The organism is Leptolyngbya sp. UWPOB_LEPTO1 (assembly GCF_017302695.1).
Taxonomy (GTDB): domain Bacteria; phylum Cyanobacteriota; class Cyanobacteriia; order Leptolyngbyales; family Leptolyngbyaceae; genus Leptolyngbya; species Leptolyngbya boryana.
This window is the reverse complement of the sequence record NZ_JAFLCJ010000001.1, coordinates 444218-460370: the sequence shown is the minus strand read 5'-3', so window position 1 is coordinate 460370 and position 16153 is coordinate 444218. Positions and strand designations below refer to the sequence as shown.

The 16153-nt window shown below is 49.1% G+C and carries 9 protein-coding genes; 3 read left to right on the top strand and 6 right to left on the bottom strand.

Going from position 1 to position 16153, the window contains the following annotated elements:
* The first annotated feature begins 40 nt into the window (after window positions 1–40).
* Genes J0L70_RS01995 through J0L70_RS01985 form a run of 3 tightly spaced genes read left to right on the top strand, consistent with a single transcriptional unit; the run spans window position 41 to window position 4576 of the window.
* The gene (locus J0L70_RS01995) at window positions 41–1024 is read left to right on the top strand and encodes a response regulator (RefSeq protein WP_287452869.1); all 984 of its coding nucleotides are present in this window, start codon (window positions 41–43) and stop codon (window positions 1022–1024) included.
* Between the two features lie 7 nt (window positions 1025–1031).
* Window positions 1032–1217 (top strand): hypothetical protein, encoded by a 186-nt coding sequence (locus J0L70_RS01990; protein WP_287452868.1) that lies wholly within the window; start codon window positions 1032–1034, stop codon window positions 1215–1217.
* A gap of 8 nt (window positions 1218–1225) precedes the next feature.
* A complete protein-coding gene (locus J0L70_RS01985) occupies window positions 1226–4576 on the top strand; it encodes an ATP-binding protein (protein WP_287452867.1) in 3351 nt (1116 codons plus the stop codon).
* Window positions 4577–4630: 54 nt separating this feature from the next.
* Here J0L70_RS01985 and J0L70_RS01980 read toward each other — a convergent pair whose 3' ends face one another.
* The 6 genes from J0L70_RS01980 to J0L70_RS01955 all read right to left on the bottom strand — a co-directional run bounded on the left by J0L70_RS01980 (window position 4631) and on the right by J0L70_RS01955 (window position 15748).
* The gene (locus J0L70_RS01980) at window positions 4631–5989 is read right to left on the bottom strand and encodes an anthranilate synthase component I (RefSeq protein ID WP_017290377.1); all 1359 of its coding nucleotides are present in this window, start codon (window positions 5987–5989) and stop codon (window positions 4631–4633) included.
* A 37-nt stretch (window positions 5990–6026) separates the two neighbouring features.
* Window positions 6027–8054: a response regulator gene (locus J0L70_RS01975; protein ID WP_287452866.1), complete on the bottom strand. Its 2028-nt coding sequence runs from the start codon at window positions 8052–8054 to the stop codon at window positions 6027–6029.
* 63 nt (window positions 8055–8117) lie between these two features.
* Complete coding sequence (locus J0L70_RS01970) at window positions 8118–9302, bottom strand: sensor histidine kinase (protein ID WP_017290379.1); 1185 nt, start codon at window positions 9300–9302, stop codon at window positions 8118–8120.
* Window positions 9303–9400: 98 nt separating this feature from the next.
* Window positions 9401–10681 (bottom strand): cytosine permease, encoded by a 1281-nt coding sequence (gene codB, locus J0L70_RS01965; RefSeq protein WP_017290380.1) that lies wholly within the window; start codon window positions 10679–10681, stop codon window positions 9401–9403.
* A gap of 181 nt (window positions 10682–10862) precedes the next feature.
* Window positions 10863–14411, bottom strand: coding sequence for a WD40 domain-containing protein (locus J0L70_RS01960; RefSeq protein WP_287452863.1), 3549 nt, complete (start codon window positions 14409–14411; stop codon window positions 10863–10865).
* Window positions 14408–15748 (bottom strand): AAA-like domain-containing protein, encoded by a 1341-nt coding sequence (locus J0L70_RS01955; protein WP_017290382.1) that lies wholly within the window; start codon window positions 15746–15748, stop codon window positions 14408–14410. Before J0L70_RS01955 ends, J0L70_RS01960 begins: the two co-directional genes overlap by 4 nt.
* Window positions 15749–16153: the final 405 nt, after the last annotated feature.

Genomic DNA, 16153 nt, shown 5'->3' with positions numbered 1-16153 from the left:
TCATTTGCCTACAGACAAGCACGATTACCGAGTATCGATTATGAGCGATGAGCAAATCAGGCGGCATTTTCAAGTCATTCGACAGCAAATTGCAGCACGGCTAGGGGAAGATGCAGCAAGATGGGGGGAAGTTGACGCAGCGCTTGAGGATCTACAGGTGATCTATGAGCAGATGCAGACGAGTTTGGAGACAATCGAGGAAGTTGAAGCCGAACTATTTCAGCGGCAGCAGTACTATCAAGATCTATTTCAGTTTTTCCCGATCGCTTCATTGATCACAGATGCTAACGGCTTGATGCTGGACGCAAATCAAGCGATCACTCAACTCCTGAATGTGCCCCATAGCTACCTGATTAACAAACCACTCGCGGTGTTTGTGGCAGAGAAAGATCGCCCCTCCTTTCGGACTCATCTCAATCGCCTGTCTCAAAGCGAGGGCATCCAGACTTGGCACACGCGCTTGTGTCCTCGGGATAGCGAACCCATTTTGACGGAGTTTCAGGTGGCAATCGCTCGGGATATCGAGGGGCGGATTGAACGGTTGAGAATTGGTGTGTACAACTTGAGCCAATCTCAGGCAGCGCTTGCCTCGTTGGTTGCGAGAACATCGGTTGCTTCGCAGCTCCCTCAACCACTCGACGGCTTACAGGTGCTAGTCGTCGATGATGATATGGATGTCCGGGAATTTGTGACGATGGTGCTGGAGACACACGGCATCGGAGTCAGGACAGTCGCAAGTGCAGCAGCAGCTTTAGAAGAATTAGAACGATTTCGTCCAGATGTGTTGATCAGTGATCTTCGGATGCCGGGTGAGGATGGTTATAGCTTAATTCGGCGAATTCGCGAACGAGAAGCCGAGCAAGGGGGACATCTTCCTGCGGCTGCCATTACAGCTTATTTAGATGAGGATAAAGCAAAAGCGATCGCGGCTGGATTTGAAGCCCATTTACACAAATTGGTTCAACCGAGCGAGTGGGTGAGAATGGTGGCTCAACTTGCAAGACAAGCATCCAGCCCAGAATAAGATTTGTATGACTTTGATATTCGCCTGCATTTTGCTGAGCGATCAATCTTGGAAGAAATCCAAAGCAGTCTGCTTTGAACTCACTTTGAAATTGCATCCCGATCGAGGCAACCCCAGTATGACGATCGCCCCTCAATCGTTTCGATATTCAGTGCGGCTCAAATTTAAGTCAAATCCTCAAGTGCAGGAGTAACCAGCACCATGCAACGCCCCAAGTCCGAAACTGCTCTGCCAAATCCTGTTTTGACGACCGAAGCGCTATCGCGGGCTTTGATCGCAAATCTTCCGGGAGGGGCGGCGTTTGTAGTCGATCGCGACTTGCGTTATTTGCTGGCAGAAGGAGAAGCGCTGGCATCTGCCGGATTCAAACCCGAAGATTTGGTTGGGTACACAATTTTTGAGGCACTGCCACCCGATCTCGCTACAAGTTACGAGCCGATGTACCGTCAAGCTCTAGCAGGTGAGCCATTTGAGCATGAACACAACGCCCACGATCGCACTTACATCTCGCGGGGAACACCGCTTCGGGATGAAAATGACGAAATCTATGCGGTGCTGGTGGTTTCTTATGATATCAGCGATCGCAAGTGTATAGAAGACGATCGCCAACGCTCTGAGGCAGCCCTGCGGGAATCGGAAGCAAAATATCGATCGCTATTCACATCAATTGACGAAGGCTTTAACCTGCTGGAAATGATTCCTGATGAGTCAGGTCATGCCGCCGACTTTCGGATTGTGGAAACGAATCCAGCCTGGGAGCAACAAACCGGCTTAACCGATGCAATCGGCAAGACGCTGTTGGAAATCTCCCCCAATTTTGAACAGCAGTGGCTTGACTTCTATAGTGATGTCGTGTTGTCTGGCAGAGGGAGGCGTATCGAATACTACACAGCATCCGTTGACCGTTGGTATACCGTCTATGCTTCACGGATTGGCGGTGAAGGGAGCCGCCAACTTGCCGTGGTGTTTAACGATATCACCGAACTCAAACGCGCAGAAGAACAATTGCGTAGCGCTGCCGAGATGGATGGGTTTCGGGTGAAATTGTCGGATGCGTTGCGATCGCTGGCAGACCCCATTGAAATTCAACGTGTAGCGATGCGCGTTCTCGGTGAACATTTGCAGGTTGACCGCGTGATGTATGCCGAAATTGACGACGATGGGGAGACGTATAGTATCCCAGCCAACTACGTACACGGGGAGTATCCGGCACTCGTCGGGCGTTTTCCGACAAGCGATTTCGGCACGGTGAGCGAGCAGCTGCGCGCGGGCGAGACGTTCGTCGTCGAGAATATGGCTGCGGACGAGCGGTTGAGCGAAGCGGCACGGGCAGCGTTCATCGCGTTCGATGTGTACGCAAGCGTCGGTGTTCCGCTCATCAAAGCGGGTCGCTGGGTCGCCAACTTAGGGATTCAGCACGGGCAAGCGCGCCAGTGGACCGAGAAAGACATCGATCTGGTGCAGGAAACGGCAGAGCGCACGTGGGCAGCGGTGGAGCGTGCCTACGCCGAGGCAGCCCTACGTGAATCGGAACTTCAGCGCGTGCGAGAACAATCTGCCCGTGAACAAGAAAGCCAACGAGCCGAATCTCTGGCAGAACTCGATCGCGCTAAAACCCTTTTCTTTAGCAACATCAGCCACGAATTTCGCACCCCACTGACGCTGTTGCTGAATCCGTTGCAGGATGTATTGAGCGATCGTGAGCTTTCACCGCTTCACCGAGAACGACTAGAACTCTCTCAGCGCAATAGTCTTCGTCTCTTGAAACTGGTGAATACCTTGCTCGATTTCTCTCGCATCGAAGCGGGTCGAATGGAAGCGAGTTATGAGCCAACTGATCTGTCTCAGTTTACGGCAGATCTTGCGAGTGTGTTCCGATCCGCGATCGAGCAAGCCGGACTCCGATTGACGATCGATTGTCTACCGTTACCCGAAGCGGTCTATGTCGATCGCGAAATGTGGGAAAAAATCGTACTCAATCTGATCTCGAATGCGTTCAAATTCACCCTAGCAGGCGAAATCATCGTCAGACTGCATCCGATTAATCATCACGTCATTCTGGAGATTGAAGATACGGGAAGTGGCATTGCACCGGAAGAACTGCCGCATGTGTTTGAGCGATTTCATCAAGTCCGAGGGGTCCAGGCGCGATCGCAAGAAGGCTCTGGAATCGGTCTAGCCCTGGTGCATGAACTCGTCCAACTCCAAGGCGGAACGATTCACGTCAGCAGTACGCTCGGACAAGGCAGTTGTTTTACGATTTCTCTTCCGTTTGGTTCCGAGCATTTGCCGCCCGATCGCATCAAAGCCTCGCAATTTCTCCCCTCGATCACAATCGGGGCAACGCCTTATGTGCAAGAAGCTGAACTTTGGCGACCCTTGCGGTATCTGCGGAGCAGCGCGCATCCTCAACCGCTTCCAGATTCCTCGAATGCACGGGTTCTTTTAGTCGATGACAACGCAGACATGAGGGATTACCTGACGCGCATTTTGAGCGAATCGGTTCAAGTAGAAGCAGTTGCTGACGGCGTTTCTGCTCTGGCAGCGATTCAAAGGCAACTGCCTGATCTGGTCCTAACGGATGTAATGATGCCTGGATTGGATGGCTTTGGGTTGCTGCAAACGTTACGCGCAAATCCCCAAACTAGAGAAATTCCGATCCTTCTGCTCTCGGCGCGTGCAGGTGAAGAAGCGATCGTAGAAGGACTCGAAGCCGGAGCCGACGACTATCTGATCAAACCCTTCTCAGCACAAGAACTTATCTCTCGTGTCAATGCTCATCTGCAAATCGCCCAACTCCGCACTACAGCGCTGCGTGAGGCAAGAAGCACAATCCAAAGTCGGGATGAACTGCTCTCGACCGTTTCCCACGAACTCAACACGCCACTAGTCTCGATTCTAGGCTGGACGCGGCTCTTACGATCGACTCCACCCAGTCCAGCGATTTTGACCAAGGCCTTAGATACGATTGAGCGCAATGCGACTGTACAAGCTGCTTTAGTACAAGACTTGCTCGATATTTCCCGGATTACGGTTGGCAAACTGCGCCTCAATCCTCAGCCTGTCGAACTGACATCGATCTTAGAAACTGTGATTGCTACCGTTGTTCAAACGGCTGAAGCTAAAACCATCGATTTAGTTTGGCAATCTCAACCCGATTACGATGTGCAAGTGATGGGCGATCTTGATCGTCTCCAGCAAGTTTTCTGTAATCTGCTGACAAATGCGATTAAATTTACCCCCGAGGGTGGCAGCGTGACCGTCGAACTATCAACCCTGCTTGACCAAGCTGAAATTCGAGTCAGGGATACTGGGATTGGAATTGCGGCTGACTTTCTGCCCCATGTCTTCGATCGCTTTCGTCAAGCAAGACCTTCCGATGCAACAAAAGGCTTAGGGGTCGGGTTAGCGATCGCGCATCACATCGTTAACCTGCACGGGGGAACGATCCAGGCAGAAAGCGCTGGAGAGGAACAGGGAGCAACCTTTATCATTCACTTGCCCCTTCTCGTGTCAATGACTGATGAGCAATTTACCCAATCCGAGGTGTAGCCCCTCACCACACACAGCACCTATTCATTGCCACGCAATTCCGTATTGCCTAGGTCAATGACCCAAAGCTGCTAACTGTGCCCGTGCCTTCTGCAACGACTCAAACCATTCTTTCTCCGGATCACTATCGGCAACAATTCCCGCCCCAACTTGTCCCCAAACTGTTGCGACCTCTCCCGATTTTGCATACAACAACGTGCGAATCAAAATATTCAAATCCAAATTTCCACGTCGATCGAGAAACCCACAAGATCCATAAAACAAACTACGCCGCACAGGTTCTAATGCTTCTACGATCTCCATACAGCGCACTTTCGGGCATCCCGTAATCGTTCCACCTGGAAACAAAGCGCGGATCACATCAATCGGTGTAAACTGCGATCGCACTGTGCCCACGACATTACTAACTAAGTGCATCACATGGCTGTATCGCTCAATCACAAGTAGCTCATCTACCTCTACCGTACCCCACTCACACACGCGACCTAAATCATTACGCTCCAGGTCAACGAGCATAATATGTTCGGCACGTTCTTTCGTGTTGTCTAACAGGTCTTGCTCAAATTGATGATCTTGTTCAATGCTCAGCCCTCTTGGACGAGTTCCAGCGATCGGGCGAGTTTCTGCAATGCGATCGCTCAACTTTACTAATCGCTCCGGAGAACAACTAATCACATCCCCCCAAGGAGTTTTCCAATAGCTTGAGAACGGCGAGGGATTAATCGATTGCAGCGCGCGATAAATGCTCCAACTCTCTGCTGTTGTTTTTGCCTCAAATCGCAAAGACAAATTTGCCTGAAAGATATCGCCTGCTTGAATGTGCTGTTTTGCTTTGAGGACGATCGCTTCGTACTCCGTCTGACTCATGCAAAACTCAGTCTGAAATGCAGTCCCCGTTTGTGCCATCTCACCCTGATTGGATGAATTAGATTGTTGCGTAGATTGTTCAAGCTGATCTAACTGAGCTTCACTCCGTGCTGCAAGCCAAAGGGTTTGTTGCTCATGATCTAGCACAGCAAAGCAGTCTGGCTCGTACCAAAACGCGACTGGAAACGGCAATTTGTCATCTTTTAAATGCGGTAGCTTTTCAATTTCCCAAGCTAAGTCGTACCCAAGCCAGCCGAGCCAACCCCCAGTAAACGGCAAATGCTCAGGTTCGGCTGAATTGGATTGTTGTTGAATCAGATCGCTGAGAAACGGCAGAATTTCACCAATGCTCGGAGTCCAAACTTGGCGAGGCGCACCTGCACAAATCGAAAATCGTCCTAGCTGCGGATAATCCGAGGAGGCAGGATAAGGACTTTCGAGCAGTGTCGCAATTTCGTGATTCAGAAAACCAGCGGCAAAGACTTCTGAGCCTGTGCGTTCGTTCAGGGGCAGCGATCGCCAAATCCAAGGAGCCAAAAAAGTCATAGGGCACAAATTAAACCAATCTGAGGATTTTAAGGCTTTATTCGGCTCGAATGGGTAAGCTCAAGGTCAAAGTTGTACTTCCGGATTGCTGGTCTAACTCGATTTTGGCATTTAGCTCGATCGCGAATCTTCTCAGCAACGCCAACCGCAAACTCGAAACATTCTGCTGGCGTTGAGAGACACCCTCCTCGGCTTGGCAGCTTGCCGACAGATGCAGTGCGGTTTCAGTTGCGGAAGTCTGCAGTTGGATCACTAATGCAGGATTGGCATGATGTAAGTGCGCCAACATCTGCGACAAGATTTTCTCCAACGTCGGTAAGTGAACCCAAATATTCGGAAGCATTTCTGAAGCGGGAACAAGCTGCACGGCAATTCCCGTTTGGCTGGCAAACCGATCGAGCACGATCGCGAGCCAATTTTGCAAATGAATCTCACTCATCGGCAGAGTATTGTTCGTAGCAGATGCAGTTTGAAACACCAGCAAATCGGTCACGAGATTATAACTTTCATGCCATTCTTGCTGGAGAATTTTCAAGTATTGTTCGAGTCGCTGATGCTGAGGATTGGGATTTTCTAGATTTTGCCCTTGTTCGACCATGCGCTGCATCAACTCGATCGCCATCCGCATATTCGTCAAAGGAGTGCGCAACTCGTGAGAAAGCGCCTCGATAAAGTCATCTTGCAGCGTTTTTAAATGCTCTAATTCCCGCACTTTTGCTTGGGCGGTTCGAGTTTGCTGTTCGGTTTGATACGCTTGGACAACTTGAGTAACAATCTCTCCGATCAAATCAGCTTTGTAATCTGTCCACAAAGTTCCTTCGGGTAAAACGAGTCCAATCTCGCCGATCGCAGTTGGCTTACCTTGAATCGGGCAGACGATCAAAGGATTCGCAGTGGCATAAACTGGAGGAATCACTTCAGGCGGTGGGCAAACCCAGCACTGCTGTCTGAACAGTTGCAAGTAAAACGCAGGAAATTCTGCAATCTCGATCGTCTCTTGCAGCCGTGAGCGCACATCGGTCTCTTGCAGATTAAATTCGCCAATGATCGTTGCCACAGTTGCGGCAGAATCGTAGAACGCGATCCAACCTCGCTCGGCTTTGAGAATGGTAACCACTTCTTGCAGCATCCATTGCAGAAAATCGCTGCGCTCTGTGTGGCACTGCTCCAGAAGATGCCGTCGCAATCGATCTGCCGCGATCGAGAAATGCAGTTGCTCCGTGCGAGATTTTAACTGCTGTGTCAGCAAACTCTGGGTTGCTTCTAAAATCTGCCGCTGGGCATCAAGTTTCGATTCGCGTTGGCGACGATCGCTCATATCTTGAAACACCATAACGCCACCGATAATCGCTCCATCTCGATCCCGAATCGGGGAGGCACTATCGCCAACGGGTCGTTCCGTTCCATCTCGCGATCGTAAAGCAGCACGACTCGGTAAGGTGATCGTATCACCCCGACACAGCGCTGCCAAAATCGGATTGTCGATCGCTTCACCTGTCTCTTCATGCACTAAGTTTAAAACACGACCTGCAAATTCCCCCAGGGCTTGTTCTTGTGTCCATCCTGTAAAAAATTCCGCCGCAGGATTCATAAAGGTAATAAATCCATCGACATCGGTCGCAATCGTTGCATCTCCGATACTGACTAAAGTTGTAGCATACCAGCGCTGAGTTGCTTTGATTGCCGCTTCCAAGCGATACCGCTGTAAAGCAACCTGAATCGCTAAATGTAGATCTGCGTCTTTGAAGGGCTTGACGAGATATCCAAAAGGAGAAGTCTTCATCGCATATCCGAGCGTCTGTTCATCAGAATGTGCAGTCAGAAAGACAACAGGAACATTCAGTTTCAGATAGAGTTCTTCGGCAGCGTATACCCCATCATTTTTTCCTTGTAAACAGATGTCCATTAACACCAGATCTGGGTGATGGGATCTGGCAATATCGATCGCTTGGCGAGCAGTTGTAGCGATCGCAATGACTTCATGACCCAAGCTCTGCAACGCTTCTTGCACATGCCAAGCCACTACGCTTTCATCTTCCACAACGAGAATTCTTGCTGCTTTCAATGTTCCACTCGCTCACTAAATTCCCATCATTGTAGGCTGTGGCGCATTTATTTCAGCAAATATTTAAGCCGCATTAAATTCTACTTTAAATCGGGTTTTCTGAGCATTTTCAACGCTAAGTTGTCCATCAATTTGATTGACAAGAGCATTCACAAGTCGCAGACCCATTGAACGAATTTTTTGCAATTGGAAACTTTCAGGTAGATTATTTCCGCTGTTTTCTACCATTAGAAAAACTTGAGAAGAATGGGTTTCGAGTTTGACCGCCACCTCTCCGGTTTCCTCACCATTAAACCCATGCTTTAAGGCATTCGTCATCAGTTCATTCAGAATTAAACCGCAAGGAATCGCTTTTTCTAAGCTGACAATCACATCAGGATCGACTTGAACGATGAGATGAATTTCTTCAGGTTGCGTCCGGTAAGCATTAAATAGGCTCGATGTCAGGGTTTGCACATATTCAGAAAGATTAACTCGCGCAAAGTCTTGAGACCGATACAAACTATCATGCACTAACGCCATTGAGCTAATTCGACTTTGGCTATCTTCAAAGATTTGTCGTACTTCTGGATCTTCGATGCGCTGTGCCTGCAAGTAAATCAAGCTGGAGATAATTTGAAGATTATTTTTGACCCGATGATGAATTTCTTTGAGTAGCGCTTCTTTCTCTCGTAGAGAGAGTTTGATTTGTTCTTCTGCTAATTTTTGTGCAGTAATATCTTCGATCGTTCCAAGATGTCCCTGTACGGTTCCGGCGTCTGAAAAAGTGGGGGTGGTGCGAACCGAGAGCCAACACGTCTCTTTTTGTGGCGTGATCACTCTAAACTGATTTGTGTAGGGAATGCCTTTGGAAATTGCCTCTGTCCAAGCCAAGAGAACGCGATCGCAATCTTCAGGATGCAGAAAATCGCACCAGCCTTCTCCTAGCTTTTCTTCTAGCATGTAGCCGATCATTTCTTGGCAACGGGGATTGATGTAGGTACATCGTCCTTGCGCATCCGTGCTAAAGATGCCAAAAGGCAGACAAGTACTCAGGGTTGACCATTGTTCTTCAATGGTTCGCGAGATGTCTAGCGCGACAGGATTCGGCTCAACCAATGTATCCAACTGCGTCAAAATCTTGGTCAGCGATCGCTCAATCAACGGCTGATTTGCGTTAGAAACTGTATCTAAATAGTGCTGAAATTCTTGAATCTGTTGCTTGAAAGCTTGCACACGAGCTTCCAATTCAAGACCATGAGCCGCCATCTCGTCTAGTCCTACGTGAAGTCCAAAGTCTACAGCAAACTTTATCAATAATTTATTGCGTTTTCTGAAAAAGTTTTCGACTTTGGAATTCACTCAGGTTATACATGCATCGAGTTCGGAAGAATACGGCTCAGAATCACATAAAGAATTGCTGCTGAAATCACACCATTGATCGGTGCAACGCCTACTCCGGCTAAGCCTGAGAAGTACGCGATCGCAGATGCAACGATGTAAGCAATGATGCCTGCCCAGTTAAAAGCTGGCAGTTGAGTATCGAGCGATGGAAATCTGCTGCCTCGACACAACCAGTAGTCTGCCATGATAATGCCGCCCACTGGAGGAATGACGGTTCCCAGAAAGAGCAGAAATGGAATTATTTTTCCATAGATGCCCCCTAATGCTAGGGCTAAAGCAAGAGTTGAGCCACCGAGAACAAACGCCGTGCGCTTTGAGGTGCGAAAAAAGTTACTTCCAGCAATCGAGAAGGCATAAATCGTGTTGTCTTGCGTTGTCCAAACATTCAGAATCAGCAAGACTAAGCCCCCAAGCAGTAGCCCTTGTTTTGCCATCGCTTCAATTAAGTCGTTTGTGCCATAGACTAAGGTGCAGAATGCGCCTGTAAAGATGAGGAGTCCATTGATAAAGAAAAATGCAGCCCATGTACTCCAAACTGCATTCTTCGTTGAATCTGCGAATCGGCTCCAGTTCGTTGCTTGGGTTCCACCTGAAATAAACGTGGCGATCACAATTGCGATCGCTTCATTCATCCCAAGCGACTTTGTGGGAGCTAGCGCAAATAAATCACCTGCATCCCGGAATCCCAGGGTCAAACTGAGCGCAATCAGCATCAACATCGCTGGCACTGCTAAGCGGCTCAGCCAATCCATTGCCGTATAGCCCATATACGCTGTGATACAGAAGGCATAGGTAAAAAAGATAATCCCTAGCCATTCCCAAGTCGGAGGTAAGTTCAGGAGTTTGAGTAATGCCTGTGCAATAAAGGCATTCGTCACTGCATACCAACCAATTTGAGTAAAGCCGAGGATGAAATCGACCCACCGTGACCCAATTGCTCCAAAGCTAAATCTCGCCATTAAGACGGTACTCAGACCACTTTTTGATGCAATATATGCCAATGCAGCACAATATGCACCCAGTACTGCATTCCCAATCAGCATGACCCAGATCATGTCTGCAAAGCGCAGAGAAGATCCTAATGTTCCTCCCGCCAGCAAAGTCGTTGAAGTGAGGGCGAATCCCATTAACAAGGGTGCTAGCGACCAGATAGGCTTACGATCGCTCAGGGGAACAGCAGCAAGCGGATAGTCCTGGCTTGCCTGAGTGCGATCGGCAACCTGTGATTCACCAAGAAGACTCATAGGAAAATTGCCTAGTAATTGATGCTGCTATTGTTCAATTGTTTTATGTTTTGGATAGTATTCTGGACTACGCTTAGCAAATTGGGGAGTGGAGGATTGGAACAGTAAGCTGTAGGATGCCATTGATCTCAAGTCTGGTTCTGCTGATTCCCATGACCTCAATGGAATGAACTAGAGGATGCTAGAACCTAGATTTGTTCGGCTCGATCGTCCAACACAGCGATCGATCACTTTCCGAAAGTGCAGAGTTCGTTGCCAAATACTCTTGTACCCAGCGACAAGCCGCAATCTCAGGATCAGTCTGTAACACTTGATTGAGATTCCACAAAATCACCGTATTATCGTTACTTGCAGACGCTAACAAGCCACCATCCGGATGAAACGCAACACTCCGAACTCCCTCCGTATGAGCGCTTAATGTTGCAATTAGAGCACCCTCTACCTTCCAAAGCCGCACGGTTTTATCCAGACTGGCAGAAGCAATAATCTTGCCATCGGGATTGAAAGCAAGACCGAGCACATTATCCTGATGCCCTTCTAAAGTCCGAATCAACGTTCCATCAAATCGCCACAGCTTAATGGTGCGATCGCTACTTCCTGTCGCAATCAGCGAATCCGAAAACGCGATCGCGCTAATATCTCCCTCATGCCCGACTAAGGTCGATCGCAATCTTCCACTCTTGACTTGCCACAACTTGACCGTTCCCTCAGCACCCGCTGTGGCAACCATCTGCTGATCGCGACTAAATGCCACCTTTTGAATCGGAGCTTCGTGAGCCTTCAGCGATCGCACCAACTTGCCATTCTTCTGCCAAATTCGCAGGTGCTTATCCTGTCCCCCTGCCGCGATCAAATCCCCTTTTGGACTATAAGCAATACTCTGAATCCCCTCTGCCGACGGTGTTAAAAGCGGCGCGCTCACTGTGCGAGCCAAGCGCCAACGCTGCAAGGAGCCGCTTAAACCAGCCGATAGCACCTCTTCTCCATTCGGACTAAATTTCGCATCATATTTCCAGGCAAAATTCCGCACCAACTCCCGGATCAAACTGCCCCCCGGTGACCAAAGTTTAATCGATCGATCCTTACTCGCCGTCACAAGTTGCTGCCCATCGGGGCTAAATTCAACTTGATTCACATCGCTGGTATGCCCCTCTAACCGAGTCAGCAATCCATTGGCAATTCGCCAAAGCCGAGCCGTTTTATCGGCACTCCCTGTCAGGATCGAATCTCCATTCGGGCGGAATGCCACACTCCAAATCGTCTGCTCATGTCCCCGTAATGTTCTGAGCAAAATGCCATCGCGCCGCCACAATTTCAGAGCTTTATCAAATCCGACCGTCGCGATCGTTTGCCCATCTGGACTCCAAGCCAAACTCGTCAACCCATCACTCTGCGTCTGAATGGTGCGAATCAATTTTCCGTCTCGAGTCCAGATTCGCATCGTATCGTCGAGGCTAACAGAGGCGAATTCTTCACCCTCTGGACTAAACGCAATGCTCAGCACTGGATCGCGATGTCCAGTCAGAGTTTTCAGTAATACCCCGTCTCTTGTCCAAAGTTTAATCGTTTGGTCATTACTCGCCGTGACAAGCCTTTCTCCATCTTGGCTGAACGCAACCGCATTCACGCCACTCTGATGCCCCATCAGCGTGCGAATCAAGGCTCCAGATCGTGTCCAGAGTTTAACCGTATGATCGGCACTTGCTGTCGCTAACACTGAACTATCTGGACTAAAAGCGACGCTTTGCACACTGCCATGATGCCCGAGCAATCGATCGACTTGCCACCCATCATGGCTCCATAATCGCACGGCATTGTCTGCGCTTCCCGTTGCAATCAGCTTGCCATCAGGGCTAAACGTCGCCGCTATAATGCCGCCTCTATGTCCTTTTAAGGTTGCCACTGGCGCACCATCGGTATGCCAAAGTCGGATCGTTTGATCCTCAGAACAGGTCGCAAAAAAATCTCCATCGGGACTAAAAGCGACACAGCGAACGCTGCCCGTATGCGCAGAAAATCGGTTCGACTCTGCGGCTGTATAAACGGCTTGTCGCAACACGCGATCGACTTCTCTGAGGGTAGTTTGATCCTGTAAGTTCAGAGCGTTGACTTTCTCACGCGCCCGCAATGCGACGACCATTGCATCTAACCCTTTGCCCATCATATAGAGCAGTTCGGCGTTACTGGTCAGGGTATTCACTTCGTTGCGCGAGGCTCTGCGATATTGCAAAAAAGCAACCGTTCCGAGCATCACTGAAGTCAAAAGTCCAGCGCTCAGGAGTGCGAGCAGTCGTCGCTGGAGTCGTGTGTTACGGTGTTCGAGCTGTAGACGGGCAGCGATCTCTTGAGCGCGATCGACTTCGAGACTGCGCCGCAACCGTTCTTCCTGAAAGGCTTGGCTCGCGGTCAGAAAACGATAATCTTCATCACTTAAACGCTTTCCGGTTGACCATTCTTTGGCATCAATCAAGGCTTGTCCATGCAACAACCGCGATGTATCCAGATACATGGATTGCTTCCACTGATTCAAAGCTTCTGAATAAGGACGCAGTTTGGCGAACTGACGGTCGATCCAGTTTGAATTAAAGACTGCCTCGTAAATTGGATTTTTGATGCGTAAATATCCATCTACTTTTTCTACTAATCCAGACAGCGTGAGGGCAATTTGCTCAGAACGATGATCGATCGCAATGCCTTGATGCCGCTGCTGAAACAGGGGATAGTCTTCCGTGTGGGGGATTTTTGGAGACTGTAAGATTTGCTGATATAGCTCAAGCAATCGCCCGGTTTGATCTTCGTTGCTCAAGAGGCGATCGCGAATCGTTCTTAAATGCTCAGGGCGATCCTGCGCTTCCCAATTCTCGATCACGCGCAGATGAAACAAATGCTCTAACGTGAGTTCTGAAATGTGGATCGGCTGAGCCACTTCGATCGCAAATGGATCATGGTCTGTGACCTCTCGGACGACTAAATCGCACAGCTTTTGAGTCAGAAAAGGCTGTCCCCCCGTCCAGTTCAGAATATGTCGCAACACGGATTCTGGATTTTTTGCAACCCGGCTCAGTCCATCCAGCAATGGCGTTGCTTCTGCAAATTGAAACCCACTTAACTCGATCGCGCGCCCAATATTAAACGGTGTACGTTGTTTATTACTGATCAAATCTGCGGGGGTCGTCACTCCTAAGAGCGCAAAACTTAAGCGATTAAAAGCGGGCTTTTCCGATCGCTGGTCATAGCACGCCCGAATCAAGGCAAAAAAATCATCTGCCGGAAACTTCAGTGCCAGCACACTGTCGATCTCATCAATAAAAATCACAATGTTCTGCTGTACTTGCTTCAGTAACACCTCTTCAAACAAGAGTTCCAGCCGATTGACAAATGTGAGATGTGCTCGATCGCGCCACCACTGACCAAACTGAATCTGCAAATTAAAACTGCTGACAATCGAAGCCGCGATCGAGGCGTACCACTGTTCAGCACTCACCTGCTGCACTCCGATTCCGGTCATATCAACTGTACAGCACGCGATCCCTGCTTCTCGTAGTCGCTGCATCGATCGCACCCGCAGACTCGATTTGCCCATCTGTCGAGAATTGAACACATAGCAGAACTCTCCTGCTAAGAGCGCTTCATATAAGTCTTGGTCGGCTTGCCGTTGCACATAACAGGCTGAATCTGGAGGCAAACTGCCCCCGACTTGATAGCGCAAATTGAGAAGTTGAAGAGTCACGTTGTCGTGAGTGCTTGCTGAAAGTACGTCCGATACAGTTGGCAACTGGGCTGAATCATCGGGTCTTTGATCTTGACCAATCCCTTACTCTGCAATTTAAATGCCAGAATCGGCTCCAATTCAACCGCACTATCTGCCAAAACGATGCGCTTAAAGGCTGACATTAACTCTGGATACTTTTGTAAATCCCACAGTAAATTGCGCAGATGATTGGCATAAACGCCATCGCTCGTCGCAGCAGATTCGAGCAGTTCGTTAAGGCTGACAACCTGAGTACTGAGATGATGCAGTCCGACTTGTACCAGATAAGGATTGCCCCCAGTCAGGTTTAAGAGCGCTGCGGCGGTTTCTTCTGCCTGCTCGATTCCGTAGCGTTGAGCTAAATCAATCACATTTTCAAGCGTTAAGGTTGGAAGTTCGATCGCTAAACCGGCATTGAATGGAGATTGATTCAAGTTGAGCGGCACATAAACTTCGGTCGAATGCACCAGTACTAATCGCAGTTTCTGCCAAAGCTCGCTTTTCGCATCGCCGTAGCGCGATTTTTCATACCAAGCCCGTAACATCCCAAAGAAGTCGGTGGCAATTTCTGGATGGTCAAACACCGCATCTACTTCATCGAGAGCCAGCACGATCGGGGCATTAATTTCTGCTAGCACGTAACTTTCAAAATAGTTCGTGCAGTTGTAGCTGTTCCCAAACAGATCATCCCAGTAGCGATCGAGCTGATTCGGCAGTCCCAAATTCTGCGTAACGATCGCACAAAACCACTGCAAAAACCGCTTCAAGTCCTGGAAAACCGACGCATCTGCCAACTGTAAACTCGTAATCGTGGTGAGAAACTGCTGTTGCTCTCTCAATTGAGTCAGTGTTCTTGCCGTTAGAGAAGTCTTCCCCATCTGCCGCGGGGCGCGAATCCGAACCAGTGCTCCAGGTTTGAGCAAAGACTCGTAGCAAATATTCTCGATCGGCGGACGATAGACGTAAAATGGCGAATCGACGGGAAGCTGTCCACTCAGTAGAATATGCTGGCGGTTACTGAGCGTTGCAGTTTCCGAATCCGTGTAGTCATCCGGCGTGAGCAACAAGTCAAACGCCCGAAAATAGTTTTCTAAAGTCTGTTGATCGACTGCCACTTTGCGGCTGCGAACCCGTGCTAGCGTATTCGGACTCAGCGCAGTGCGTTCGCTCAGGTCTTGCAGGGTATAAGACTTGCCAAAATTATCTTGAGTGACGGATCTCTGCTCAGCAGCTTGAAGGCGCTGCCAGCCTCGGGTGCTAAGGATAATTCCGCGCTTTCGCTTCACGGGAGGTCGAGGGGGCTGAGAGTGTGACATGGAGAACAACTGTGACATAGATACAGAAACCATCAAGTGAGCACCATTAGCGTAACTGTTGAGTCAACTTGACGCTTTGAGATCAATTTGCGATTGATTAAACTCAGCATTATACGCTAACTGATTTTAATTGCAGCATTTTATCCGTAAGACTTCGGAGGAGTTGATGGCTTAAACTCGCAGCTAATTTGTGAAACTGATGCGACTTTTGTCTCGAGAGTGAGAGATTGCAACATATTACAGCGTGATTCTACGGTAAATCCGGTCTCAGTTGAAATTCGTAACGAATCCGTAGAATTTCGCATTTAAATCTCTAGACTTCAAGATATTCTCGCAATCAATCGCTGCCTCAGAAAAAATCACAAATTGTGTGTTTCAAAAGGGATTAAAGGCTCGATTGGCAAT

Coding starts and splice junctions, on each gene's coding strand:
- J0L70_RS01970 (WP_017290379.1), bottom strand. CDS start 9,302: ATGGCGGCTCATGGTCTTGAATTGGAAGCTCGTGTGCAAGCTTTCAAG.
- J0L70_RS01980 (WP_017290377.1), bottom strand. CDS start 5,989: ATGACTTTTTTGGCTCCTTGGATTTGGCGATCGCTGCCCCTGAACGAA.
- J0L70_RS01995 (WP_287452869.1), top strand. CDS start 41: ATGAGCGATGAGCAAATCAGGCGGCATTTTCAAGTCATTCGACAGCAA.
- J0L70_RS01990 (WP_287452868.1), top strand. CDS start 1,032: ATGACTTTGATATTCGCCTGCATTTTGCTGAGCGATCAATCTTGGAAG.
- codB (WP_017290380.1), bottom strand. CDS start 10,681: ATGAGTCTTCTTGGTGAATCACAGGTTGCCGATCGCACTCAGGCAAGC.
- J0L70_RS01955 (WP_017290382.1), bottom strand. CDS start 15,748: ATGTCACACTCTCAGCCCCCTCGACCTCCCGTGAAGCGAAAGCGCGGA.
- J0L70_RS01985 (WP_287452867.1), top strand. CDS start 1,226: ATGCAACGCCCCAAGTCCGAAACTGCTCTGCCAAATCCTGTTTTGACG.